This window comes from Pseudomonas sp. LS44 (genome assembly GCF_024730785.1).
GTDB lineage: Bacteria > Pseudomonadota > Gammaproteobacteria > Pseudomonadales > Pseudomonadaceae > Aquipseudomonas.
On the sequence record NZ_CP102830.1, the window covers coordinates 3,406,821 to 3,430,821 of the forward strand.

Consider the following 24,001-nt stretch of genomic DNA (forward strand, 5'->3'; position numbering starts at 1 on the left):
TGAAAAATGTAGGCGAGGCAGCCGAGACAAGGCGCAACGCAGCGAAGCGGAGTAACAGCCGAAGGCTGCCCGCAGGGTGAGCGTAGCGAGTCAAGCGGCCGAAAAAGCGCAGTTTACGTGTTGTAAATGAGCATTTTGACTGGGCTCGCACGCGAGGCCGTTTTTAACGCCGTATCGGCAACGTAGGTAATTTTTCAACGGCCTGCTTGGGAACATACCGGCGGGCAGGCTTGCAGTTCAGGGCCCAAGCGTTAACTATTGCGCCCGAAAAATAATCCAGGCCAGGGATTGCGGCCATTCCACCGACACCTGAGGCGCCCGGCGCGCCCCTAAAATTCGAGGCTTGAGTCTCTCATGCTGAGCTTTCTGCCTGCCCCGCTGCGCGGCATCCTGGCTGCCATACTGCTGTTCGCCAACACCCTGTTTTGGTGCTGGTTCCTGTTTCTGATCGCCCTGGTCAAGCTCTGCGTGCCGGTCCCATCGATGCGCAAGGCGTGCAACCAGCTGTCCAACTGGGTGGCCGAGGCGTGGATCGCCGGCAACAGCGGCTGGATGTGGTTGACCCAGAAAACCGCCTGGAACCTCAATGGTCGCGAACAGCTGAAGTACGACGGCTGGTATCTGGTCACCAGCAACCATCAGAGCTGGGTGGACATCGTCGTCCTGCAGCACACGCTGAACAAGCGCATGCCATTCTTCAAGTTCTTCCTCAAGCAGGAGCTGATCTGGGTGCCGATCATTGGCCTGTGCTGGTGGGCCTTGGATTTCCCGTTCATGAAGCGCTACAGCAAGGCCTACCTGGCCAAGCATCCGGAAAAACAGGGCGAAGACACCCTCACCACCCGCCGCGCCTGCGAGAAATTCCGCCACGTGCCGGTGGCGATCTTCAACTTCCTCGAAGGCACTCGCTTCACCCAGGCCAAACATGACGAGCAGGGCTCGCCGTTCCGTTACCTGCTCAAGCCCAAGGCCGGCGGCATCGGTTTCGTCCTCGACGCCATGGGTCAGCAGCTCAAATCGCTGGTCAACATCACCATCCACTATCCCGACGGCAACCCGAGCTTCTGGGACTTCCTGTGCGGCAACGTGCGGCAGATCGTGGTGCGCTATCACCGCCAGGACATTCCTGCGGAATTCCTCGGCCGGGATTACAACAGCGACGCGGCCCATCGCCTGGCCTTCCAGCAGTGGGTCAACCAACTGTGGGAAACCAAGGATCATGAGCTCGAACGCCTGCACCGCGAGTTTCCACCACAAGCCTGAACCCACGGGGATTTATCCAGACCACAAAAAAAGCCCGCCAATTGGCGGGCTTTTTCATGGGCGGTGCACTTACTGGGCGGGAGCGCCCTGGGCGCCTGGCAGCGGTCGCAGGGTCACTTCGACACGGCGATTCTGCGCGCGACCATCAGCCGTACCGTTGCTGGCCACCGGCTGGTCCGGACCCATGCCGCGAGTGCTGACCCGGCTGGCATCGACGCCCTGCGCGGTCAGATAACCGGCGACGCTCTGCGCGCGGCGCTGCGATAGGTCCATGTTATGCGCATGGCTGCCGGTGCTGTCGGTGTGACCAACCACTTCGATGCTGTTCTGGTTGTACTGCTTGAACGAGTTGGCCAGGTTGTTCAGCGGGCTGTAGAAGCTGCTGGCGATGTTCGCCGAGTCGGTGGCGAAAGTAATGTTGCCCGGCATGATCAGCTGGATGGTGTCGCCCTGGCGCTGCACTTCCACGCCGGTGCCTTCCATGCTACGGCGCAGCTCGGCTTCCTGCTTGTCGGCGTAGTAGCCGTAACCGGCACCGGCGGCACCCGCGACGGCAGCGCCGATCAACGCGCCCTTGCCACGGTTGTCATGGTTGATCGCCGCACCCGCGACCGCACCGACCAGTGCGCCGAGGCCACCGTACGTGGCGGTTTTGTTGGAGCTGGGCGGCTGATTGTCATACGGATTCTGCGAGGCGCAGCCACCCAACAAGGCGACGGAGGCGGCGACAACGATCAGACGACGCGAAACGAACATGAACTGTACTCCTGGGTGTGGACAGCCTCTCGGGGCTGCCGCGATTTGAACGTTTTTCAATCGGAAAATTCCCTGCCCGAAACGAATCGGAGCAGGCGGTCAGGCACGGATAAACGGGTTCTCGCGCATCTCATCGCCCAAGCGCGTGTCTGGGCCGTGGCCGGTCACCACGGTCGCGTCCTCGTCGAGGCTGTACAGGCGCTGCTTGATCGACTTCTCGATGGCCGCGTAGTCGCCGCCCCATAAATCGGTACGACCGATACCGCGCTTGAACAAGGTATCGCCGGCGATCAACAGCTTGGCCTCGGGAAACCAGAAACTCATCGAGCCCGGCGTATGCCCCGGCGTATGCAGGGCCACGCCGCAACCGCAGGCCAGCTCCTCGTCATCGCTAAGCCACTGGTCCGGCGCCGGCACCGGCGTATATGGCACACCGAAGCGATTGCACTGCATTTCCAGGTTGTCCCACAGGAACTGGTCACCTTGATGCAGGTGCAAGGTCGCGCCGGTTTTCTCTTTCATCTGCCCGGAGGCGAGAAAATGGTCGAGGTGCGCATGGGTGTGAATGATGCTGACCACCTTCAGCCCGTGGGCTTCCAGGCGCGCCATGATCAGCTCTGGATTGCCACCTGGATCGACCACGATGGCCTTCTTACTGACAGGATCGCCGATGATCGTGCAGTTGCACTGCAACGGGCCGACGGGAAAGGTTTCGCGGATCAGGCTGGGCTGGCTCATGGGGACTCCGTAGATCACGACCAGATCGTCAGCAGCCGCATCGCAAGGATGATTGGCTGCCTGCACTTAATCTGGTCGGCTAATTATCAGGCCCGGCACGATAGTCGCTTGGCAACTTGCCCGTCCACTTCTTGAAGGCGCGGCGGAAGTTCGAGGGGTCGCTGAAGCCCAGCAGATAGGCGACCTCGAACAGCGGTAGATGGGTGGTGCCTAGGTACTCCAGGGCCAGGCGCTTGCGGACGTCGTCGAGCACCTGCTGGTAGCTGGTGCCCATCTGCCCGAGGTGGCGGCGCAAGGTACGGCTGCTGGTATGCAAGGCGTGGGCGGCGCTGGCCAGGTCGGGGAAGTCGCCGGGGCGCGCCAGCAGCAGGCGGCGAATGCGCGTGAGCAGGCCATCCTGCACATCCAGGGTGGCCAGCAGCGCCTCGCACTGTTGCTCGCACATCTGCACAGTGGCCGGGTTGGCCAGCGCCATAGGGCGGTCCAGATAGATCCGCGGCAGGCTCAGACGATGGAACGGCTGATCGAACAGCGGCAATACGCCGAACACCTCCTGGTAGCGCGCCACATAGGATGGCGGTGAATAGGCGAAACCGACCTGCATGTCGCCGAGATGCTCGCCCACCAGAAAACGCGCGATGGTGCACAGACTGGTCATCAAGCCTTCGGCGGCGAAGCGATTGAGGCTACCCAGCGGCATCGACTCGCTGGCGCGCAGCTCGACATGTTCACCGACCTCGACCATCTCCAGCTCGAACGCCAGGCCCAGGACCCGGTAATAACGCAAGGCGAACTGAATGGCCTTGCCCAGGTTGGCGCTGGACAGCACCGCATAGCCGAGGATGCCGTGGGTCGAGACGTTGAGCCGCTGACCGAGCAGCAAACCGAGCGCCGGCTCGTCACAGCGCAGCATCACCGCGCTGACCAGCAGATTGAAATCGATGAACGACAAGCGCCCGTTGGGATTGCCTAGCACTTCGGGGCGCAAGCGCGCGGCGGCGAGCAGTTCGTCGCGGGTAATGCCCCGCTCGCCAGCGAGGGTCAGCAACGCCTCGACATACGCCAGAGGCACCAGTTCGGCAGTGAAATTCAGTGGCTGTTTCATAGCGGCCGCTTATTGTTATGGGTGGCTGCAGATGGCCGGATAGGACCTGCTGATTGGCCGCTTTTGCCTTGTTGCTGCTCAGCAGCGCGCGCATAGTCGGGACCAGCGTTCCAGATTATCGAGGCAGTGTGTATGGCCAGTACCACACCTAAAGGTTTGGAAATTCACCCGCGCCAGCCGAAATTTGGCTTACCTGAGCCGATGCCGCGCCATTGGCATGGCGGCGATGCTTTCAAAACGCATTTGTTCGATGCCATGTCGGTGCTGTTTCCGGACGGCGAACGCTTCTTCATTGACTCGGTGCGCTTATTTCGCGAGCAGATCGACGACCCGCTGCTGAAAGAGCAGATTCGCGGCTTTATCGGTCAGGAAGCCCATCACAGCCGTGAGCATGCGCACTACAGCGAGCGCCTACGGGAGCTCGGTTACGACGTCGATTACCTGGAGCGTGGCCTGAAACGACGCCTGGCGTTCATCCAGAAACACCTGCCCGCCGAGCTGCAACTGGCCGCCACCTGCTCGGTCGAGCACCTCACCGCGATCATGGCCGACGCCGTGCTGCGCAACCCGCTCTGGCTGCAGGGCGCCGATCCGACGATGGCGCGCTTATGGCGCTGGCATGCGCTGGAAGAAACCGAACACAAGGCGGTGGCCTTCGACGTCTACCAGAGCGTGTGCGCCAGCCCCTGGTTGCGCCGCCGGGCGATGCTGCAAAGCACGGTGTTTTTCACCATCGACACTCTCAAAGGCCTGATCCACATGCTCAAGCGCGATGGCCTGCTGTGGAACTGGCGGGTCTGGCGCGATGGCCTGAGCTGGCTGTGGGGCAAGAACGGCATCTATCGCGAACTGGTGAAGGCCTATCTGGACTTCTATCGCGGCGGCTTCCATCCCTGGCAGCACGACAATCTCTATCTGGTCGAACAGTACCGGCGCGAGTTCGATGCGCCGACCAAAGTGGCCTGATCGCACCGCCCTGCCCTGACCTGCCGGCTGCCAGGCAGCAAAGAGCCCCGCATACAGCAGCTCGGCGTTTTCGTAGGGTGGGTTAGCCGCGCAGCGGCGTAACCCACCATCGATGCCACAGAGCGTGCCATTGCCGGCCAGGTGGCCGGTCGGTGGGTTACGCCTGCGGCTAACCCACCCTACACATAGCGAAAATCAAACCGCCGGCCGGTGGCCATAAATGACTCGCAGATTGGCTGGTCATAACCTTTGCCGCTCGCCGGCCCCGCCCCATAGTGCGGCCATGAACAACCACGACTCAGGAGAGTCCGCATGGCTAGCACCACCCCTGAAGGCCTGGTCATCCGTCCACGGCACATGGATTTCGATCTGCCCAACCCGTTTCCGCGCCACTGGCACAGCGGCGATGCCTTCAAGTCGCACCTGTTCGATGCCATGTCGGTGATGTTTCCCGATGGCGAGCGCTTTTTCATCGACTCGGTGCGCCAGTTCCGCGACCAGATCGACGACCCGGTGCTGAAAGAACAGATCCGCGGCTTCATCGGCCAGGAAGGCCATCACAGCCGCGAGCATCTGGAATACAGCGCCCGTCTGCGCGACCTGGGTTACGACATCACCAGCCTGGAGCGTCGTGCGCAAGTCCGCATCCGCTACACGCAGAAGAAGTTCTCCGCCAAACGCCAACTGGCGGCCACCGCGGCTTTGGAACACATCACCGCAATCATGGCCGACGGCCTGCTGAAGAACCCGGCCAATCTCGAGGGCGCGCACCCGACCCTGCAACGCCTGTGGCGCTGGCACGCGCTGGAGGAAACCGAGCACAAAGCGGTGGCCTTCGATGTCTACAACCAGGTCTGCGGCAATCGCAAACTGCTGCGCCGGGCGATGATCATGGGCACCTTCTTCTTCCTGCTCGACACCACCCGCGGGCTGATCCATATGCTCCAGCGCGATGGCCTGCTGTGGAACTGGCGGGTCTGGCGCGACGGGCTGAAATGGACCTGGGGCAAGGACGGTATCTTCCGCCAGTTGGTCCGCCCGTATCTGGACTTCTTCAAGGCCGACTTCCATCCCTGGCAGCACGACAATCTCGACCTGCTGTACCAGACCCGCGAAGAGTTCGAGCCACAGGCCCTGGCCCAAGCCAGCTGAGCGCCGCGCGGTCTCAGGACGCCAGCGCCAGCTCCTGACGAGCCTGGCGCAGTACCTGCAGCGCGGCGGAGATCGCCAAGCTGCCCATGATCCCGGCGACCAGCAAGTCCGGCCAGGCGCTGCCTGTGCCGAACACACCCAACGCGGCGAGCAGCACGGCGAGGTTGCCCAAGGCATCGTTTCGGGTGCACAACCACACGCTACGCATGTTGCTGTCGCCCTGCCGATAGGCATACAGCAGCGCCGCCACCGCCAGGTTGGCCATTAGCGCCAAGACACCGATTGCACCCATGGTCGGCGCACTCGGCACACTGCCAACCAGCACACTCCAAGCCGCCGCGCCGAGCACGCCGACGCCGAACAGCAACATGCACAGGGCCTTGAACAGCGAGGCCTTGGCGCGCAGCGCCACGCCCAAACCCAGCACCCATAAACTGATCGCGTAGTTGCCGGCATCGCCAGCGAAATCCAGCGCGTCGGCGAGCAACGACACCGAGCCGGCATGCACCCCGGCGCCAATCTCGACCAGGAACATGCCGAGATTGACCGCCAGGGCGATCCACAGAATCGTTCGATAGCGGCCGTGCTGGCCGCCGCCCTGTGCCGCGGTTTGCGGCCCCGCGGTGTCGTGATCGCAGCAATGTATGCCCATAATGGTTCTCTCCCAGAGGTGTAAGAACCTGTTTACGAGGCCATACCGCGTTAAAAACAGGCTCGGAATGCTCATTTACAGCTCGTAAACTCCGCTTCCTCGCCTGTTTTTGCCTTGTCTGGCTCTAGTCCAAAAGATCGTAAACAGGTTCTAGGGCGTACGCTAAACCCTGTAGTCACTACGGAGTCAAGCAATGAGCAAGCCGTTGACGATCAGCGTCCTCAGCCGCGCCAGTGGCGTCAATCTGGAAACCATCCGTTTCTATGAGCGCAGCGGATTGCTGCCCGAACCGCTGCGCAGTGCGTCTGGCTATCGGCATTACCAGGACGCCGATGTGCGCCGCCTGCGCTTCATCCGCCGCGGCCGGGAACTGGGTTTCAGCCTGAACGAGATCCAGACTCTGCTGAGCCTCGCCGATCATCCGCAAAGCCCCTGCGATGAAGCCGACCAGCTGGTCCAGCAACACCTCACTGCCATCGAGGCACGCATCCGCGATTTGCGCGCCATGCAGGCCGAGCTGCGCAAGGTCAGCGCCTGTCGCAGCGAACACGCCGAACATTGCCGGCTGCTCGAAGCGCTGGACAATCGAACCTGCTGCGCCGCGGACGACTCAACAGGCGCACCCTGAGCACCGCGTATCTCCATCTTCGATCCGCAGCTGCCGCCATGTGCTGATCGACGAAAGCAGCGAGCACTTCCCACGGCCGCATCGAGATAGGAGTCCATATCGATCCGGTCAACATGACTCAGATTCGTAGGGTGGGTTAGCCGTAGGCGTAACCCACCGACCAGGCTGGACGCCGATGGCCGGGACCGTGCCGCTGGCGGGTTACGCCGCTACGCGGCTAACCCGCCCTACAAAAGCTGGATTCAGCGCCTTGTTAGGAGCGAATTCATTCGCGATCCGCCGCGCCGGCTATCGCGGATAAATCCGCTCCTACAAAAAAATCTACGTCAGACCCGTAGATTTCGTAGGGTGGCGCGGTCGCACGATCAGCCGTGCAGGAAACGCATGGCGTCGGCGGCGCTCTGCTCGGGAATTTCTTCCATGGGCACATGCCCGACGCCTGGATAGGTCTTGATCTGGATGCCCGGCACATCACGCTGCCAGAGCGGCACATGCTTGGGCGAGATCCACCGGTCGCGCTCGCCCCACATCAGCAACGTCGGCATTTGCAGCGCCTTCACGCGGGCCGGCGTGCTGGGCAGGTCGTCGCGATTGGCGTCGAGCAGCACGCGGAAGATGTCCATCATCGCCCGCCGGTTACCCGGCCGCCGGCTCAGGTCGTAGTAGCGGTCGACCACCCCAGGCTTGATCCGCCCCGGCTCGCCATAGACTTCCTTGATGCCCTGGGCGATCAGCGCGCGCGGCATCCACAGCGGCATCAGTAGCGGCGCGCCGGGCAGCGCGGCGGAGGCGATCATCCACGGCACTTTCTTCATCGAGTAGCCGGCCGGATCGATGAGGATCAACTTCTCGACCCGCTGCGGCTGGGCCAGGGCGAAGTTCCAGGCGATATAGCCGCCCAGCGAACTACCGGCGACCACCGCCTTGTTGACGCCCAGATAGTCGAGCAGCAGCTCGAAGACCCGCCCCATGCGTTCGGCGCTGTACACCCCGTCGCGCGCCGGGCCGGTGAGGCCGAAGCCGGGCACATCGAAGCGGATGATCCGGTAATGCGGCGCGAAGGCCTGCACCCAGCCGTCCCAGGTGTGTAGCGAAGCGACCACCCCGTGAATCAGCACCAGTGCCGGCTTGTCGCGACTGCCTTCGTCACGGTAGTGGATATTGAAGCCATCCAGTTCGATGAAGCGCGAACCGCTGTCGACGCTGGCGTAGCGCGCCTTGAGCCGTTCGAGCGGCAAGGCGCCGAAGCCCAGGCGGGCGAAGCCGGCCGCCAGCGGTGGATTCAGAGAAAGGCTGGAAGCGGACATGCAGGCACCTCGGCAGTTGTTATGGTTTTGCCTAGCAAAGCACGCCAGGCCGCACTTGAGGCCCCAACCTAGGTTGAGCGTGAACGACGAACCAGGCGCACCCAACCAAGGCTCTGGGTGACGCCGATGCTTGCGCTGGTTACTCTTGAGCAGGTTATTTAAGGCTATGCCTCAAAAGGTGTTGGCGGTGTAGGGTGGGTAACCCACCAGCCCTGCTGGACACCGGGGTCCATGGCGGCACCGCCGGTGGGTTACGCCGCTGCGCGGCTAACCCACCCTACAAAAGCCCTTGACCGCTGGAATCCTCTTCGCGATGACGCTCCTACGCCGTCTGCTCTGGCCGCTGGCCATCCTCTTGCTGGTCGTGTTGCGACCGCTGGCCGCCGCCGAACTGTTCTATCTCGGGCAGAAGATTCCCGACCTCAACCAGCCGTGGGGCAGCGCGCAATACCATCAGTTGTTGGCGGCGTTGCAGAAGGTCGACACCAGCCAGATCAACGCCCTGCCGCGCCGCAGCGGCGAATTCACCGGGCCGATCTACCGACGCATGGTCAGCGAGGAGAATTTTCGTCCACAGCTGAACATCTATGCGCCACTGGAGCTGCGCCAGAACGAGGCGCGCGAGGTGTTGTTCCAGCTCAAGGAGCTGATGCGCCTGTACTTCGACTTCCGCGCCGCGCAGCAGCCTTACGGCACCGAAGCACTGGGCCTGATGACCTACTCGCTACGCCAGCAGGCGGTGCTATTCACCCTCACCACCGAGTTCTGGATGACCCTCTCGCAAAAGGAGCAGAGCAACCCGGTGCGTCTGCAAGGTCTGCAGGAAACCAAGGCGGCGGCGGCCATGCTCACCTCCAGCGCACTGGACTATCTGGGCCTGACCAAGCAGTTCAATCGCGAGGATCTGGTGCTGTATGCCGCCGAACTCGGCAAGCAGTTGCCGGAGCTGTTCGTGCACCTGAGCGCCGAGGTGCGCCCGCAGATTCTGGCCCGCGTCAGCCAGTTGGCCGAGCAACATGGCTACGCAGAAATCCGCGCCAGCATGGCCGAACTGCAACCGGTGTTAGTGGCGATTCAGGGCGATGTGCAGAGCCAGTTGGCCGCCGCGAAAAATGCCAAGCCCGCAGCGCCCGCGGCCAAACTCGATCTCAGCGTGCCCGCCGCGGCCACGCCGTAGCCAGGTAACCCGTAGGTTGGGCTGAGGAGCCAGCGACGATGCCCAACGCGCGGAGGACGCCCGTTGGGCATCGCTGCGCTCAGCACCAACCTACCCCCACCCGAGGGCTCAGCGCAGCAGGCCCAAGGCCTTGGCCCGCGCTACCGCCTGGGTGCGGCGCTCGACACCCAGTTTGCTGTTGATGTGCCGCGCGTGAGTCTTCACCGTGTGCAAGGAGATGAACAGGCGCTCGCTGATTTCCTGGTTCGAGCAGCCCTGGGCGATCAGCTTCAACACCGCCAACTCACGCGAGCTGAGGGATTCGGCGGCGTTGCCAGCCGCGGGCAGCGGCTCGTCGTCCGTCTGCGGCAGGTGTGCCAGGAGCATTTCACCGAGGGCACAGGCCGGGCGTCCCAACAGTTGCTCGCGCAGCCATTGCGGATGTTTTTGCAGCAGCTCATCGAACGGCAGCAACGCCCCGCCAGCCGCCGTCTCCAGGCACAAGCCCAGATGTTGCTGGGCATCGCGCAGCTGGCCGACCTGCAGGTATTGGACGATCAGCTGCACCTCGGCCAGCACGCTCATGGTCTGCCCTCCGCGGCTGCGCGCGCGCTGACTGAGTGCGCGCAGCCGCCGTTCGGCAGCCGGCAACAAACCCTGCACACGCTCCAGGGCGGCCTGTTGCAGTTCCAGATACAACGGCAACTGCGGGTGATATTCCGGCGCGCTGGCCGCCTGGAGGCCGCAGTAGGTTTTCGCCAACCGCCCCAACCATAAGCTGGCCAGCTCCAGCTGCCCCTGGGCCAGCCACAGCTCACACTTGGCCAAGGTCAGGATGGCCAGGTAATACACCGGTGGCACATCCCAGATATGCATCAGCCGCTCGGCCTCGGCGAGCTGGGCGAAGGCTTCGGCGTACCGCCCTTCGCGGCCGTAGAGGCCAGCCAGCAAGTAGTAGCCGGTCAACAGGCTGAGATCCCGACAGGCGCTCGCCTCGACGATGCCGGCCTGCAATTTGAGCCGCGCGGCGTCCGGTTGCAGACGCAGCGCCAGCAGCAGCCCTTCGTACAACGTCAGGCGCGCGCGCACCGCGTACAGGCGCTGCGCCGGCAGTTCGCGGAGGCGCTCCTGGCCATGGTGCACTTCGTCGAGGGCGCGCAGCACTTCGCCGCGGGCCTGTAGGACGCGCGCCCGGTCGTAATGGGCCAATGCCTCGAACAGCGGATTGCCGACCCGCTGGGCCAGCTCCAACGATTCGCGATTGAGGCCGCGGGCGCGCCACATGTCGCCGCGCACCACCGCCAGGTTGGAGAGGGTCGACAGGCACATCTGCCGCTGTCCGGTCCGTTCGCGCGGCAGACTGGCCAACGCCTCGTCGCAATACTCCTCGGCGCGCGCGCCCTCACCGCGGCCCCGGGCGATGATGCCGCTCAAGGCCAACCATTGGGCGAGCATCGAACGTTGCGCACTGGCCGAAGGGGCCGGCAGAAATTTCGCCAACTGACTGGCCAGCTCTTCGGCAGCATCCGACTGACAGGCCAGGGCCAACGCCCAGGCATACAGCACGATCAGCCGCGGAGTGCTGATCAGCAGGCTTTCCGGCAGGTCCATCTTCCAGCGCAACAGCATCGCCACGTTCTGCTCGCCGAGCAGCTGCGCCTCGGAAAGGTTCTGCACCAGGCTAGCCGCCACGTCCGGCTGACCGGCGCACAGCGCCTGGTCGATGGCTTCGTCGAGCAGCCCTTGGGCGCTGAACCAGCGGCAGGCGCGCAGATGCAGGCGCGCCGGCGATTGCCCGACCTCGGACGGCCGTGCCCGCAGCAGGTCGGTGAATAGATGGTGATAGCGAAACCACTGGCCCTGCTCATCGAGCGGCACTAGAAACACCTGATGCGCCTGCAGATGACGGAGGATCGCCGCGCTGTCGTGGCTCTCGCGCACGACATCGCAAAGCTGCGCGCAGAAGCGATCGAGACAGGCGGTGTCGTAGAGAAACGCCTGGACTTCGCTGCTCTGCCGCTCGATCACCTCTTCGAGCAGGTAATCGCGGATTAACCCATCGGCGCCATACAGGGCCGGCGCCGGGCCGCTGGTTTCCTGCTCGGCAGCCAGCAACCACAGGCGCAACCCGGCAACCCAGCCTTCGCTGCGCCGCACCAGCGTTTGCAGGGCTTCGCCATGCAGGTCGGCGCCCTGACTGGCGAGCAGCTCGGTGGATTCTTCAGGGGTCAGGCGCAGATCCTGTTCCTGCAACTCGAACAGTTGCTGGGAAAGTCGCAGGCGGGCCAGATGCCAGTCCGGACGCTGGCGGCTGGTGACCAGCAACAGCAGGCCGGCGGGTAAATGATTGAGAAGAAACTGCAGACAGCGATCGAGCACTGCACCCTGCGCCAGGTGGTAATCGTCGAGCACCAGGAGCAACGGCTGGGCCCGGTCGAGATGGCTGCTCAGTTCGTCAAGCAGGCCGTCCAGCCATTCTTCGAAGGCGAACGGTTGATGGCGCTGGCGCATGCGCAACAGGGCGAACGCGGCAGCGCCGAGATCGGGGAAAAACTGCTGCAAACCACTCAACAAGCGTTCGAGAAACCGGCTCGGATCGCTGTCGCGTGGGTTCAAACCCAGCCACAGGCTGCGCCAATGCGCCGGTAACTGCTGGCAGAACTCACTGGCCAGCGAGCTTTTGCCGAAGCCGGCCGGCGCGCAGACCAACAGCAGGCGGCCGGACAACCCATGCGCCAGGCGCTCGCAGAGCAGCGGACGCGAAACGTAGCCAGCCGGCAGCGGCGGACGAAAGAAACGTCCGTCGGCAATGCTGAGGGGCAGGGAAAAATTCGGGGAACGCGAAAGGTCTGTCATCACCGACTTTTGTTATGCCTGGCTAATGGGCCGCTCGCAGCCTAGACGCTTGGCTCCCGTAATAGAAGCCTTGGCCTACCTGTTTAGGTAACAGTGCGACTTGCGGTTCTCCCCTGCCCTCGCACGCGGCATAAAAAACTCATGTACCCGTTAAGTGTTGCGCACCGCTTTTGTAGGGTGGGTTAGCCGCGCAGCGGCGTAACCCACCAGCAGCACCGCGCAGAACACTGGCGTCCAGTCTGGTCGGTGGGTTACGCCTACGGCTAACCCACCCTACGAATCATCGCCGCAGGCATCACCTAGCGGGCCTGCACGTCTCGACACGTAGCTGGGCTATAGACATAAAAAAACCGGCCCTGAGGCCGGTTCAATTCACGCCGAATAGAGGCTTAGCGCACGCCCGACTGGCGCAGGGCCGCTGGGGTGAAGTCGCTTTCCGAGGCGCTGTAACCGAAGTCATAGGCCTGCTTCTCTTCGTTCTTCAGGCCCAGCACCAGGTAACGGCCGGACTGCAGGTCATACAGGGTTTCGGCGGTGTACCACGGTACTTGGTTGTTGTAGTAGAACTGGTTGTGCGCCTCGGCGACTCGCCACAGCTGGCCGCGGCCGTCGTAGTGATCGATTTCCACGGCTTGCCAGGTGTCCTCGTCAATGAACATGTCGCGCTTGGCGTAGATGTGCCGCTCGCCCGATTTCAGGGTCGCGGTCACGCGCCAGACGCGGTGCAGTTCGTAACGGGTCATGTCCGGATTGAGGTGGCCGGGCTTGATGATCTCGCTGTACTTGATCTTCGGATCATCCATCTTGTAGCTGTTGTACGGGATGTACAGCTCCTGCTTGCCGACCAATTTCCAGTCGTAGCGGTCCGGCGCACCGTTGTACATGTCCAGGTTGTCGGAGGTGCGCAGGCCGTCGGCGGCGGTACCCGGGCCGTCGTAGGAAACCTGCGGGGCGCGGCGTACACGGCGCTGGCCGGCGTTGTACAGCCAGGCCAGACGTGGCTCTTTCACCTGGTCGAGGGTTTCGTGCACCAGCAGGACGTTACCGGCCAGACGCGCTGGCGCGGTGACCCGCTGCTTGAAGTAGAACAGCACGTTGCTCGGCTTGCTGGCGTCGTAGCCCTTCAGCTTGTCGCTGAACACGAACTCGTCCTGGAAGTACACCAGCGAGTAGGAACCGTTCGGCTGCGGCGTGGCCTGGGTGACCAGACGGCGCACGCTGCCGCCGCGGTAGCGGGTGATGTGGTTCCACACCGCTTCCAGACCGTTCTGCGGAATCGGGAACGGGTTGGCGGACTTGAAGTCTTCCAGGCCGTTACCGCCCTCCACCAGCTTGGTGTGCGTGGCGTTGTACTGGGTGGCGGCCAACACTTCCGCCGGCAGGGTGGAGGTGCGATGGCTGGTGTAGACCGGCAACTTGTAGGTTTCCGGGTAGCGCTTGAGCATCGCCAGCTGACCGGGAGTCAGCTTGTCTTTGTACTGGTCGGCGTTCTGCGCGGTGATGGTGAACAGTGGCTTCTCACCCGCGAACGGATCAGACAGGAAGCCCTTGGCGTCGACCGTACCGGCATTCTTCGGCAGACCGCCGGTCCAGGCCGGAATGCTGCCATCGGCATTGGCGGCTTTTTCCGCACCAACTGGCGTCAGGGTCGAACCGAGCTTGCTGGCCTGGTCGGCGGAAACCGCCGCCATCACGCTGGTCGCCAGCAGAGACAAGGCCACGGCGCCGGTTTGCAATAGGCGTTTTGTCGTTTTCATCGTCATGGTTTTCCTTGATTCAGTCCGCTTAGAAGTTCACGCCGAGGCTCATCGCGACGAAGTCGCGATCATCAACGGTGGTGTACTTGCCATCGAAGAAGTTGGTGTACGACAGGCTAGCGGTGTAGGTGTTCTGGTATTCGGCATCCACCCCCAGGCTGACGGCCTTGCGGCCTTCCTCGAAGTTGCCGCCCGGGCCCGGCGAATAGCCGTCGACGTCGTGCGACCAAGCCACGTTCGGCTTGAGGTTCACCCCGGCGAACACGTCGTTGTAATCCCAGATGGCGCGGGCGCGGTAACCCCAGGAATCGGAGGTGGTGTAGCCCTCGCTCTCGCAGTAGCGGCTGACGTTGTTGGCGTTGGCGGTGCCCAGCGTAGAGATGTTCAGCGCCTGGCAGGACGGCTGGCCGGAGATAGTGCCCGGCAGCGGCCCCGGGCCGAATACCGGGTCGCGGCCGTAGCGCGCCTTCGAGGTGCTTTCCAGGCCACCGACGTGGGTCCAGCCAACCTCGCCCACCAGGGTCAGTCGTTCGGCACCCATCACCTGATCGAAGAAGTGGGTGAAGGTGGTCTGCAGCTGGCTAATCTCCTTGCGCCGATAGCCGGGCTGGTCCTGGCCGGCGGTGCCGGTGAGCACCGAGGCGTTGTTGAATGGACGCACCACGCCAAGCGGGGTGGTAATGGCGATCGGGTCCAGGCCGGAGAACAGGATATCGGTGGTATTCAGCTGCACAGGGGCATTCGGCCGGTAACTGAACTCGCCCTGCCAGGCGGTGCCAGTGGGCAGCGTGGTGGAGAAGCTCAGGCCATACAGGCGGATGTCCTCCGGATACTCCACGAAGTAGCTTGAGTTTCCGGCCATGCCGGCTGCAGCGACCTGTCCGGCCAGAGCGACAGAGCCCGGTGCAAAGCTGCCAGCGGCAGCGATGTTGCTAGCCAGGCCATTGATGCGCGCGGCCGCGCTAGTGGAAGCACCGGCACCGCTGAAGATCGGTGCACGACTGTGGTAGTTCATGGCGTAGGCGCCGAACTCGGTGTCCAGCGGTTCGAACATATAGCGGAACGCCACGCCGAACTGGCCGCTGTCACGCGCATCGCGGTCCGGGCCGCGCTGGACCACCAGGCCCTCGCCCCACTGCGACGGAGTAACACCCAGGCCAACGTTGCGCAGTAATCCGTTGACTGCAGCGATCTGCGTCGGGTTGTTGGTCAGCACCGCGAGGTTCTGGTCGCAGCCGTCGGCGACCACGTCCGGCTGGGAGAAGAAGGTGCCGCAGTTGTCCACCACGGTCTGGTCCCACTCCAGCTGATAGAAGGCCTCGGCGGACAGGGTTTCGGTCAGGCTCTGCTGGACGAAGAACATGTTGACCGGAATCAGGCCTTCCTTGACTTCCGCGCCGGGGCGGCGGAACGCGGACACGTCGACCGGGTTGATGCTGTTGATGCCGCCCTGGATAAAGGTGCTCTCACCCCAGCTCACCACCTGCTTGCCCAGGCGTGCCGAGCCCGGCTGGTCGGCCACCGCATAGTTGTAGTAGGCGAAGGCATCGAGCAGTTGCGCGCCGGAAGACTGGGCGCCTTCCTTGCGGTTGTGATCGTCGATGTCTTTGAACAGGCGGCTTTCGTCCTTCAGCTCGAAGTCGTACCAGTACTTGCCGCGGGTGAACACGCCGAAGTCGCCGTATTTCAGTTCGAGGTCATGGATGCCCTTGAAGATCTTCGAGAAGGTTTCGCCCTTCTTGAAGTTCAGGTGGCCGTCATCGGAGGTCTGCGACAGGCCTTTGCCGCCGTTGTTGACGCCGATCAGGTTGCGGTTCGGGTCGGTGGTCGACCAGCTGGCGCCGACGGAGAGCGCGGAGTCGAACTGACCTTCGATTTCACCGATGTTGAAATTGACGGCAAAGGCCGGGGAAGCGAGGGAGGAAGCCAGGCTGACTGCCAGCGGCAGTTTCGCCAGGCGCCAGAATGCTCTTGTTGTGGTCATCGACGCTACTCCATGTGTTTTTTTGTTATGGATGGCCGAACTATAGCCAGTAGGTATTAGTACCTTGATCAGCCTAAAGTGTGATTTGAACTGCCAAACACTATAGACCAAGGCGCTCAATACTGGCCTTTGCGGCCATCCTCACCCGAAAGAGGTGAAAAGCGCGGTATCCCAGCGGAAAAGACGGGTTGCCGGTGCAGGCCGGCAACCCAAAAGGCTTACAACGTGGAGAGAAACGCGCTGCCGCTGGCCTGCCATTGGGCGATATCGCCCCGAATGCGTTTCTTGTCGAGCTTACCGACACTGGTCTTGGGGATTTCCGTAACAAAAGCGATTTGGCTGGGGATCGCCCACTTGTTGATCAGCCCTTGTTCCACGAACGGCTTGAGGTGCTCCTTCAGCGCTTTGGCATCCAGACTGGCCCCCTCGCGCAATACCAGCAGGGCAAACGGCCGCTCACCCCACTGCGGATCGGGCACGCCAACCACCGCCACTTCGCGCACCGCCGCGTGACGACTGATCAGGTCCTCCAACTCCAGCGATGACAACCACTCGCCGCCGGTCTTGATCACATCCTTGATGCGGTCGCGGATGTCGATGAAGCCCATGCTGTCGATGGTGGCGACGTCGCCGGTATGCAGCCAGCCGCCCTGCCACAGTTCGACGCCCTTCTCCGGTTCGCGGAAATAGCCCTGGGTCAGCCAAGGCGCGCGCAGCACCAGTTCGCCCTGGGACTCGCCGTCGGCCGGCAGCAGGTGGCCATGCTCGTCCATGATCGCCGCGTCGACCAGCGGCACGGGAATCCCGGCCTTGATCCGGTAAGTGGTGCGCTCGTCTTCGTTACCTGCTTGCAGCTGTTCGTTGAGGTAGCCGCAGGAAATCAGCGGGCAGGTCTCGGACATGCCATAGGCGGCGGTCAGCTGGATGCCACGCGACTTGGCCAGTTCGTACAGCGAGCGGTTCAGCGCGCTGCCGCCGATGATCATCTTCAGCCCGCCGAAGTCGTAACCCTGGGCGGTCGGCGCATTGAGGACCATCTGCAGGATGGTCGGCACGCAATGCGAGAAGGTCACTTTCTCTTCGCGAATCAGGCGGCACAGCATGTCCGGCTCGTAACGTCCGGGGTAGACCTGTTTGACCCCGAGCAGGGTGGCCACGTACGGCACGCCCCAGGCATGTACGTGAAACATCGGCGTGATCGGCATGTACACGTCGTCGCTGCCCATCAGGCGGATGCTGTCCAGGCTGCCGACCGTCGCGGCCATCGACAAGGTATGCAGGACCAGCTGGCGATGGCTGAAGTACACGCCTTTCGGGTTGCCGGTGGTGCCGGTGGTATAGAAGGTGGTGGCCACCGAGTTCTCGTCGAAATCGGGGAAGGCGTACTGCGGGCTGGCCGCGGCCAGCAGGGTTTCGTATTCACCGAGCAGATTGGGTAGCTCGGCGTGCCGGCCCGCTGTATCGGTGAGTAACAACGTCTTCTCGACCGTGGTCAGTTGCGCGGCAATGCCCTGGTAGAGCGCCACGAACTCGCTGTTGACCAGCACATAGCGGTCTTCGGCGTGGTTCATGGTGTAGAGGATCTGGTCCGGCGACAGGCGGATGTTGATGGTGTGCAGCACCGCGCCGATCATCGGGATGGCGAACATGCATTCCAGATAGCGATGGCTGTCCCAATCCATCACCGCCACAGTATCGCCCGCCTTCACGCCGGCCTCGGTCAGCACATTGGCCAGCCGCGCGACCCGCTCGTTAAAGGTCGCATAGCTGTAACGCACGCTGTCGCGATAGACGATTTCGCGGTTCTTCTCGTAACGCTTGCCAGACAGCAGCAGGCTCTTGATCAGCAGCGGATAGGCATGGGCATTGTCGGCCGGGGCGATGAGACGGGTCTGGAGCATGGCAAGTACCTGGGAACGTGACGATTATTGGACATTTCGTCAGACTGTAGGACGCTCGCGAGGCGGAAGAATCAGCCCTAAGAATGATTTCCGCTAGAATCCGCAGCCCGAATTCGTTAGAGCCTAGTTAAGTAGAGGTGACACCATGACCGATATCGTTATTGTCAGCGGAGCCCGTACCCCGATGGGTGGCTTTCAAGGCAGCCTGTCCGGCGTCAGCGCCGTCGACCTGGGCGCCATCGCCATTCGCGAAGCCGTCAGCCGTGCCGGCATCGCTCCTGCCGACGTGCAGGAAGTGATCATGGGTTGCGTGCTGCCCGCCGGCCTCAAGCAAGGCCCGGCCCGCCAGGCCGCCCTCAACGCCGGCCTGCCGAGCGCCGCCGGTTGCACCACCATCAACAAGCTCTGCGGCTCGGGCATGAAAGCGGTGATGCTGGCCCATGACCTGCTCAAGGCCGGCACCAATAACGTGATGGTCGCCGGCGGCATGGAAAGCATGTCCAACGCGCCTTACGTGCTGGAAAAAGCCCGCAGCGGCCTGCGCATGGGTCACGGCGAGATCAAGGACCACATGTTCCTCGACGGTCTGGAAGACGCGCGCACCGGCCGCCTGATGGGCTCCTTCGCCCAGGAAACCGCCGACAAGTACGGCATTGGCCGTGAAGACATGGACGCCTATGCGATCGAGTCGCTGAAGCGCGCCCAGAACGCGATCAAGGCCGGCGCGTTGGATGCCGAAATCGTCCCGGTCACCGTGACCAGCCGCAAAGGCGAAGTCGTGGTCAAGGACGACGAGCAGCCGCTGAATGCCAACCTGGACAAGATTCCTGGCCTCAAGCCGGCCTTCCGCAAAGACGGCACCATCACCGCGGCCAACGCCAGCTCGATCTCCGACGGTGCCAGCGCGCTGGTCCTGATGACCGCTGAAGAAGCCGCCAAACGCGGCCTCAAGCCGTTGGCCAAGATCGTCGGCCATGCCACCCAGAGCCAGGACCCGAGCGAGTTCACCATCGCCCCGATCGGCGCCATGACCAACCTGTTCAAGAAGACCGGCTGGAGCAAGGACGACGTCGACCTGTTCGAAATCAACGAAGCCTTCGCCATGGTGACCATGCTGGCGATGCGCGAACACGGCCTGGATCACGCCAAGGTCAACGTCTACGGTGGCGCCTGCGCCCAGGGCCACCCGGTCGGCTCGACGGGTTCGCGGATCATCATCACCCTGATCAACGCCCTGAAGAACACCGGCGGCAAGCGCGGCGTGGCCTCGCTGTGCATCGGCGGCGGCGAAGCGACGGCGGTGGCGATCGAGCTGATCTGATCGGCTTTACCGCTAATAAAAAGCCCCGCTAATGCGGGGCTTTTGCTTTTTATCCCCTCGCCCCTCCGGGGAGAGGGTTAGGGAGAGGGGGGGCAGATCACACCGCTCCTACCTGAGCCCTCTCCCCCGCCCCTCTCCCATAAATGGGCAGAGGGGAGCCAGACCGTAGGTTGGGCTGAGCGCAGCGATGCCCAACGACCACGACCGATGTCGATGGGTATCGCTTCGCTCAACCTGCGCGGCCCGACCCATCCTCCAAAGCTGTTCAACGTCTCGCGATCCGAGATCTGGTGGAAAATGCTTCGCAGTTTTCCACCCTACGCGAACGGGCAGGCTGCAAATCCCTCAACGCCGCCGAAACAACGGCCGCGGTTCGATCACCGAGCGGCCGTACTGCACGCTCATGCCGGCCAGACCGAGCAGTGCATCGTCCACCGACTTGTCGGCACGCACCGCGAAGGCATCGAAACCGCACTGGCGCATATGGCTGAGCTGATCGCGCAGCACCTCGCCGACCGCGCGCAACTCGCCGCTCCAGCCGAGGCGCGAGCGCAGCAGATACGCTTGGCTGTAACCGCGACCATCGCGAAAACTGGGAAAGTCGACGGCCAGCAGCGGCAACGCCGACAGGCAGGCGACCAGGCTTTCCACCTCATCGTCAGGTGCCAACCACAGGCCATCCGCGCTGGGCTCGCGACCGGCCAGTACTGCATCGCTCTGCCGTTCGCGCCACACGGCCAGGGGTAGAATCAGCGGTCCCGACGCGTCCAGCTCTTCCGCCTCGCGCACCAGCTGCCAAGGATCGTCCTGCACCACCTGCGCCGCGCCATCCAGCAACTTGATCAGGTTGTTCATGCCGGTTGCTCCTGCGCCCGATAGATCTGCGCCTTGAACGGCTCCAGGCCGACGCGCGCACAGGTGTCGACGAATGCTTCGCCCTCCTCGCGGCGCTGCAGATAGACCCGGATGATCCGCTCGATCACCTCCGGCACCTGTTCGGCGCTGAACGCCGGGCCGATCACCTTGCCCAGCGCGCTGGCGTTGCCCTGGGCGCCGCCGAGGGTGATCTGGTACCACTCGCTGCCGTTCTTATCCACGCCGAGGATGCCGATATTGCCGATGTGGTGGTGCCCGCAGGCGTTCATGCAGCCGGAGATATTCAGGCTCAGCGCGCCGATGTCATGCAGGTAGTCGAGATCCTCGAAACGCTGCTGGATCGCCTGGGCGATAGGGATCGATTTGGCGTTGGCCAGCGCGCAGTAATCACCGCCGGGGCAGGCGATGATGTCGCTGAGCAAACCGATATTCTCCGTCGCCAGCCCGGCTGCCGTGGCCGCCTGCCAGAGCGCGAACAACTGGTTTCGCGGCACGTCCGGCAGGACCAGGTTCTGTTCGTGGCTGACGCGGATTTCGCCGCAGCCGAAGCGCTCGGCCCAATCGGCGACCGCCTCCATCTGGGCCGCGGTGATGTCCCCCGGCGGTGCGCTGGCTCCCGGCTTGGTCGACAGCACCACGCTGGCGTAGCCGGCGACCTTGTGCGGCTGCACGTTGCGCGTAAACCAGCGGGCGAAGGCCGGTTCGCGCTGTAACTGGCTGCCGAAATCGAGGTCGACAGCGGGCTGTGCCAGATAACCCGGCGGCAAGAAGTGCGCGGCGACCCGCGCGTATTCCTCAATCGTCAGCTCGGCCGGACCGTCCTTGATCTGCGCCCACTCCTCCTCCACCTCACGCGCGAAGGCCTCGGCGCCCAGCGCCTTGAGGAGAATCTTGATTCGCGCCTTGTACTTGTTGTCGCGCCGGCCGTGGCGGTTGTAGACACGCAGGACGGCCTCGACATAGCTGAGCAGGTGACGCCACGACAGACCGTCACGGATCGCCACGCCGATGATCGGCGTGCGCCCCAGGCCGCCGCCGACCAGCACGCGCAGGAGCAGTTCGCCGTCGCCATCGCGGTACAGCTGCAGGCCGATGTCATGCACCTGCACCGCGGCGCGCTCCTCACGGGCGGAGCTCAGCGCGATCTTGAACTTGCGCGGCAGGAACAGGAACTCCGGGTTGACCGTCGACCATTGGCGCAGCAGTTCCGCCAGCGGTCGCGGGTCGAGCAACTCGTCGGCTGCCACGCCGGCGAACGCCTCGGTGGTGACGTTGCGCACACAGTTGCCGGAGGTCTGGATCGCATGCATTTCCACCTCGGCCAGCCACTCGAGGATGTCCGGCACCTGTTCCAGCTCGATCCAGTTGAACTGAATGTTCTGCCGCGTGGTGAGGTGGCCGTAACCCCGGTCATATTCACGAGCGATGTGCGCCAAAGTGCGCAGCTGCACGGACGACAAGGTGCCGTAAGGGATCGCCACGCGCAGCATGTAGGCGTGTTTCTGCAGATACAGGCCGTTCTGCAACCGCAGCGGCAGGAATTCTTCTTCGCTCAGCTCATCGCTGAGGCGGCGGCGCACCTGATCGCGGAACTGCGCGACGCGCTCGCGTACCAGCGCGTGGTCGTAATCGTCGTATTGATACATGCCAATGGCCTCATCAGCGGCCCTCTGTGCGGGGCTCAGCGTGAGGCGACTATGGCGTGGTGGCGTGGTGGCGGGGATACGTAACAGACTCAGATCCAAAGAGAAAAAGCAGATCAGATGGCGTTCAGGCGGCGCACCCCTGCAGCTACGCCCGCCCTGACCGAGATCAGCGCAGATGCACCGGCGGGATCGCGTAGGTCCCCACCACGTGGGCGACGGGCTCTTCGCCACCTTCCGAATACAGCGACACCTCGCCAATGGCCAGCGTCTTGCCAACCTTCATCAGCCGGCACTCGCCGATGATGCGCTTGCCCGCCTCCGGCCTTCTCAGGAAGTTGATGGTCAGGTTGGTGGTAACCGCCAACGGCACGATGCCGATCTCGCCGAGCACCGCGACATACAGCGCCACATCCGCCACCGCCATCAGCGTCGGCCCAGACACCGTACCGCCGGGACGCAGTTCAGACTCGCCGATTTCCTGCGAGACCGTGGCGCACTTATCGCCGACGGCTTCGATGGCGATTCTGGAGTGGGGGAATTCGGTTTTGATGAAGTCGGCAATTTGTTGTTTGGTTGACATGGTCGGGTCCAAGGAATGGCTAATAATTAGGTTTGTGGCTGTCTAGCGAACGAAGGGGTGCGAGGTTGAATTCTGTAATGACCACTCTCCGCGCCACACTCTATGCCAAGTAAGGCGCGGCGGTAATTGGACATGACGGCTCACCCTTGAGCGTTGCGTTGCGGGATACATTGATGGTGGACAAGTAAACGTTGTCCACCCTACCTCTCGATCCCGTAGGGTGGAAAACCGCGAAGCGTTTTCCACCGCAAGTTATCCACGCTACCTCGCTAACGATTAAGCTAAGGGGCGGGCTTTAGCCCGTCCCAGCGAACGAAGTGAGCGATTTGTTAGGCGCTCCCAATTCGTTTCACTACTTGATTCATAGTGTAATGTACGAATTGCGACCCAAGCTCGGTTAGCTGATAGGGTTTTGTATTTTCAAAAGCAGACTCCATTGTGCTAGATGAACTGCCTTTGAAACTGCTCTTTGCGGGCGTTTTCTTTACAAACTCACCGTGGTAATTTGTTTCCCTATACTGCCTTATAACGCCGCCAGTGCTTAAATCTCTAATTAGTAGCTTGAATAAATCCGCTTCTGCGCCATCTTCGCGCGGTATTACGCTACTTACAGACTTCCATATGCCCAAACGAGTGATGCCATTGCTTTGATAAATGGCACGAATGACTTTGAAATGAATTTCATGGTATTGATCAAGCCAGTCATTAAAAAGCCGAATTAGGTCATCCGGACACATGTTTGTGGAGGCTGAGTTGGAGATAAGATTAACAATGTATTCTTTTTTCTCTTTAGTTTCAGCATTATCCCAGCTTTTGAACGCGCGCCGCACTAGCGAGAGGTACTCTTCTGAATTTATTCTACTTTCTAGCTGGTCAGGTACTGTCTCTAATCGCTCAGTAACCTCATCTAGAGAAATCATGAGTCCTTCTATTTTGTGCTTGTGTACTTTTAGCCATTCCTGATACAGCTCATTTACTTCGTCTTGCTCTGGGTCTCCAGAAAACTCTTTCTGCGCCGAAATTATTGGCCCTACCCAAGGAATTGAGCTCATGGCATTTGCAATTACTCTGTAGTATCTCTTCCACTTGCTTCTATTTTTAATAATAGCAAGATCATAGACAATAAATTCTTCTGTTCGAATATGTTTATCTTCATTGTCCATGGCTAATCTCCGGTTGTGTCTAACTGGGCTTATAAACCAATTGGTGCATATCACGCCAAACGGGGTTGGTGGGTACATGCCACGCACAACACAGGCCGCAGCAAACGGAAAGGCAACAGTGGCATATGGCGGTTATGCCCCATAACGAAAAATCCGTATTCGCAATGTTTTGCCGAGCCCGAGGTTAGCGTGGC

General features: G+C 62.3%; 19 protein-coding genes. 6 read left to right on the forward strand and 13 right to left on the reverse strand.

Features of this window, described 5'->3' with window-relative positions:
- The first annotated feature begins 354 nt into the window (after positions 1 to 354).
- Entirely contained in the window at positions 355 to 1,263 is a 909-nt protein-coding gene (locus NVV93_RS15245) for an acyltransferase (RefSeq protein ID WP_258251489.1), read from the forward strand.
- Positions 1,264 to 1,332: 69 nt separating this feature from the next.
- Here the strand turns inward: NVV93_RS15245 and NVV93_RS15250 are convergent, their stop codons facing one another.
- The 3 genes from NVV93_RS15250 to NVV93_RS15260 form a co-directional block, all read right to left on the reverse strand.
- Positions 1,333 to 2,019, reverse strand: coding sequence for an OmpA family protein (locus NVV93_RS15250; RefSeq protein WP_258251490.1), 687 nt, complete (start codon positions 2,017 to 2,019; stop codon positions 1,333 to 1,335).
- Positions 2,020 to 2,118: 99 nt separating this feature from the next.
- Positions 2,119 to 2,757, reverse strand: a complete 639-nt coding sequence (locus tag NVV93_RS15255; RefSeq protein ID WP_258251491.1) for an MBL fold metallo-hydrolase — start codon at positions 2,755 to 2,757, stop codon at positions 2,119 to 2,121.
- Between the two features lie 79 nt (positions 2,758 to 2,836).
- Positions 2,837 to 3,862, reverse strand: coding sequence for an AraC family transcriptional regulator (locus NVV93_RS15260; RefSeq protein ID WP_258251492.1), 1,026 nt, complete (start codon positions 3,860 to 3,862; stop codon positions 2,837 to 2,839).
- A 132-nt stretch (positions 3,863 to 3,994) separates the two neighbouring features.
- Here NVV93_RS15260 and NVV93_RS15265 point away from each other — a divergent pair, with 132 nt between their 5' ends.
- Together NVV93_RS15265 and NVV93_RS15270 are read left to right on the forward strand one after the other, a co-directional pair.
- Positions 3,995 to 4,828: a metal-dependent hydrolase gene (locus NVV93_RS15265; protein ID WP_258251493.1), complete on the forward strand. Its 834-nt coding sequence runs from the start codon at positions 3,995 to 3,997 to the stop codon at positions 4,826 to 4,828.
- A gap of 312 nt (positions 4,829 to 5,140) precedes the next feature.
- Entirely contained in the window at positions 5,141 to 5,980 is an 840-nt protein-coding gene (locus NVV93_RS15270) for a metal-dependent hydrolase (protein ID WP_258251494.1), read from the forward strand.
- A 13-nt stretch (positions 5,981 to 5,993) separates the two neighbouring features.
- On the opposite strand, the gene NVV93_RS15275 is transcribed toward NVV93_RS15270, so the two are convergent.
- Positions 5,994 to 6,632 (reverse strand): cation transporter, encoded by a 639-nt coding sequence (locus NVV93_RS15275; protein ID WP_258251496.1) that lies wholly within the window; start codon positions 6,630 to 6,632, stop codon positions 5,994 to 5,996.
- Positions 6,633 to 6,825: 193 nt separating this feature from the next.
- On the opposite strand from NVV93_RS15275, the gene NVV93_RS15280 reads away from it, so the two are divergent.
- Positions 6,826 to 7,260 carry a MerR family DNA-binding protein gene (locus NVV93_RS15280; RefSeq protein ID WP_258251497.1) on the forward strand — a complete coding sequence of 145 codons (435 nt, stop codon included), beginning with the start codon at positions 6,826 to 6,828 and terminating at the stop codon, positions 7,258 to 7,260.
- 365 nt (positions 7,261 to 7,625) lie between these two features.
- On the opposite strand, the gene NVV93_RS15285 is transcribed toward NVV93_RS15280, so the two are convergent.
- Positions 7,626 to 8,567, reverse strand: coding sequence for an alpha/beta fold hydrolase (locus tag NVV93_RS15285; RefSeq protein WP_258251498.1), 942 nt, complete (start codon positions 8,565 to 8,567; stop codon positions 7,626 to 7,628).
- A gap of 313 nt (positions 8,568 to 8,880) precedes the next feature.
- On the opposite strand from NVV93_RS15285, the gene NVV93_RS15290 reads away from it, so the two are divergent.
- Positions 8,881 to 9,744, forward strand: a complete 864-nt coding sequence (locus NVV93_RS15290; RefSeq protein WP_258251499.1) for a hypothetical protein — start codon at positions 8,881 to 8,883, stop codon at positions 9,742 to 9,744.
- Positions 9,745 to 9,852: 108 nt separating this feature from the next.
- Here the strand turns inward: NVV93_RS15290 and NVV93_RS15295 are convergent, their stop codons facing one another.
- The 4 genes from NVV93_RS15295 to NVV93_RS15310 all read right to left on the reverse strand — a co-directional run bounded on the left by NVV93_RS15295 (position 9,853) and on the right by NVV93_RS15310 (position 18,221).
- Entirely contained in the window at positions 9,853 to 12,579 is a 2,727-nt protein-coding gene (locus NVV93_RS15295) for a LuxR C-terminal-related transcriptional regulator (RefSeq protein ID WP_258251500.1), read from the reverse strand.
- A gap of 389 nt (positions 12,580 to 12,968) precedes the next feature.
- Positions 12,969 to 14,336 carry a DUF1329 domain-containing protein gene (locus tag NVV93_RS15300; protein ID WP_258251501.1) on the reverse strand — a complete coding sequence of 456 codons (1,368 nt, stop codon included), beginning with the start codon at positions 14,334 to 14,336 and terminating at the stop codon, positions 12,969 to 12,971.
- Between the two features lie 28 nt (positions 14,337 to 14,364).
- On the reverse strand, positions 14,365 to 16,320 hold the full coding sequence (locus NVV93_RS15305) for a DUF1302 domain-containing protein (RefSeq protein ID WP_258251502.1): 1,956 nt from the start codon (positions 16,318 to 16,320) through the stop codon (positions 14,365 to 14,367).
- Positions 16,321 to 16,538: 218 nt separating this feature from the next.
- On the reverse strand, positions 16,539 to 18,221 hold the full coding sequence (locus NVV93_RS15310; RefSeq protein ID WP_258251503.1) for a fatty acid--CoA ligase: 1,683 nt from the start codon (positions 18,219 to 18,221) through the stop codon (positions 16,539 to 16,541).
- Between the two features lie 145 nt (positions 18,222 to 18,366).
- Here NVV93_RS15310 and NVV93_RS15315 point away from each other — a divergent pair, with 145 nt between their 5' ends.
- Positions 18,367 to 19,542, forward strand: a complete 1,176-nt coding sequence (locus NVV93_RS15315) for an acetyl-CoA C-acyltransferase (RefSeq protein WP_258251504.1) — start codon at positions 18,367 to 18,369, stop codon at positions 19,540 to 19,542.
- A 345-nt stretch (positions 19,543 to 19,887) separates the two neighbouring features.
- Here the strand turns inward: NVV93_RS15315 and NVV93_RS15320 are convergent, their stop codons facing one another.
- The 4 genes from NVV93_RS15320 to NVV93_RS15335 form a co-directional block, all read right to left on the reverse strand.
- Positions 19,888 to 20,397 (reverse strand): DUF934 domain-containing protein, encoded by a 510-nt coding sequence (locus NVV93_RS15320; RefSeq protein ID WP_258251505.1) that lies wholly within the window; start codon positions 20,395 to 20,397, stop codon positions 19,888 to 19,890.
- A complete protein-coding gene (locus tag NVV93_RS15325) occupies positions 20,394 to 22,064 on the reverse strand; it encodes a nitrite/sulfite reductase (RefSeq protein ID WP_258251506.1) in 1,671 nt (556 codons plus the stop codon). Before NVV93_RS15325 ends, NVV93_RS15320 begins: the two co-directional genes overlap by 4 nt.
- A 166-nt stretch (positions 22,065 to 22,230) precedes the next feature.
- On the reverse strand, positions 22,231 to 22,644 hold the full coding sequence (locus tag NVV93_RS15330; protein ID WP_258251507.1) for a PaaI family thioesterase: 414 nt from the start codon (positions 22,642 to 22,644) through the stop codon (positions 22,231 to 22,233).
- 329 nt (positions 22,645 to 22,973) lie between these two features.
- Complete coding sequence (locus NVV93_RS15335; RefSeq protein ID WP_258251508.1) at positions 22,974 to 23,807, reverse strand: hypothetical protein; 834 nt, start codon at positions 23,805 to 23,807, stop codon at positions 22,974 to 22,976.
- Positions 23,808 to 24,001: the final 194 nt, after the last annotated feature.

Bases quoted from the DNA above. Each gene is read 5' to 3' on its own strand.
- NVV93_RS15330 (WP_258251507.1), bottom strand. From the start codon at position 22,644: ATGTCAACCAAACAACAAATTGCCGACTTCATCAAAACCGAATTCCCC.
- NVV93_RS15300 (WP_258251501.1), bottom strand. From the start codon at position 14,336: ATGAAAACGACAAAACGCCTATTGCAAACCGGCGCCGTGGCCTTGTCT.
- NVV93_RS15290 (WP_258251499.1), top strand. From the start codon at position 8,881: ATGACGCTCCTACGCCGTCTGCTCTGGCCGCTGGCCATCCTCTTGCTG.
- NVV93_RS15255 (WP_258251491.1), bottom strand. From the start codon at position 2,757: ATGAGCCAGCCCAGCCTGATCCGCGAAACCTTTCCCGTCGGCCCGTTG.
- NVV93_RS15305 (WP_258251502.1), bottom strand. From the start codon at position 16,320: ATGACCACAACAAGAGCATTCTGGCGCCTGGCGAAACTGCCGCTGGCA.
- NVV93_RS15310 (WP_258251503.1), bottom strand. From the start codon at position 18,221: ATGCTCCAGACCCGTCTCATCGCCCCGGCCGACAATGCCCATGCCTAT.
- NVV93_RS15245 (WP_258251489.1), top strand. From the start codon at position 355: ATGCTGAGCTTTCTGCCTGCCCCGCTGCGCGGCATCCTGGCTGCCATA.
- NVV93_RS15275 (WP_258251496.1), bottom strand. From the start codon at position 6,632: ATGGGCATACATTGCTGCGATCACGACACCGCGGGGCCGCAAACCGCG.
- NVV93_RS15285 (WP_258251498.1), bottom strand. From the start codon at position 8,567: ATGTCCGCTTCCAGCCTTTCTCTGAATCCACCGCTGGCGGCCGGCTTC.
- NVV93_RS15265 (WP_258251493.1), top strand. From the start codon at position 3,995: ATGGCCAGTACCACACCTAAAGGTTTGGAAATTCACCCGCGCCAGCCG.
- NVV93_RS15320 (WP_258251505.1), bottom strand. From the start codon at position 20,397: ATGAACAACCTGATCAAGTTGCTGGATGGCGCGGCGCAGGTGGTGCAG.
- NVV93_RS15270 (WP_258251494.1), top strand. From the start codon at position 5,141: ATGGCTAGCACCACCCCTGAAGGCCTGGTCATCCGTCCACGGCACATG.
- NVV93_RS15250 (WP_258251490.1), bottom strand. From the start codon at position 2,019: ATGTTCGTTTCGCGTCGTCTGATCGTTGTCGCCGCCTCCGTCGCCTTG.
- NVV93_RS15280 (WP_258251497.1), top strand. From the start codon at position 6,826: ATGAGCAAGCCGTTGACGATCAGCGTCCTCAGCCGCGCCAGTGGCGTC.
- NVV93_RS15325 (WP_258251506.1), bottom strand. From the start codon at position 22,064: ATGTATCAATACGACGATTACGACCACGCGCTGGTACGCGAGCGCGTC.
- NVV93_RS15315 (WP_258251504.1), top strand. From the start codon at position 18,367: ATGACCGATATCGTTATTGTCAGCGGAGCCCGTACCCCGATGGGTGGC.
- NVV93_RS15335 (WP_258251508.1), bottom strand. From the start codon at position 23,807: ATGGACAATGAAGATAAACATATTCGAACAGAAGAATTTATTGTCTAT.
- NVV93_RS15260 (WP_258251492.1), bottom strand. From the start codon at position 3,862: ATGAAACAGCCACTGAATTTCACTGCCGAACTGGTGCCTCTGGCGTAT.
- NVV93_RS15295 (WP_258251500.1), bottom strand. From the start codon at position 12,579: ATGACAGACCTTTCGCGTTCCCCGAATTTTTCCCTGCCCCTCAGCATT.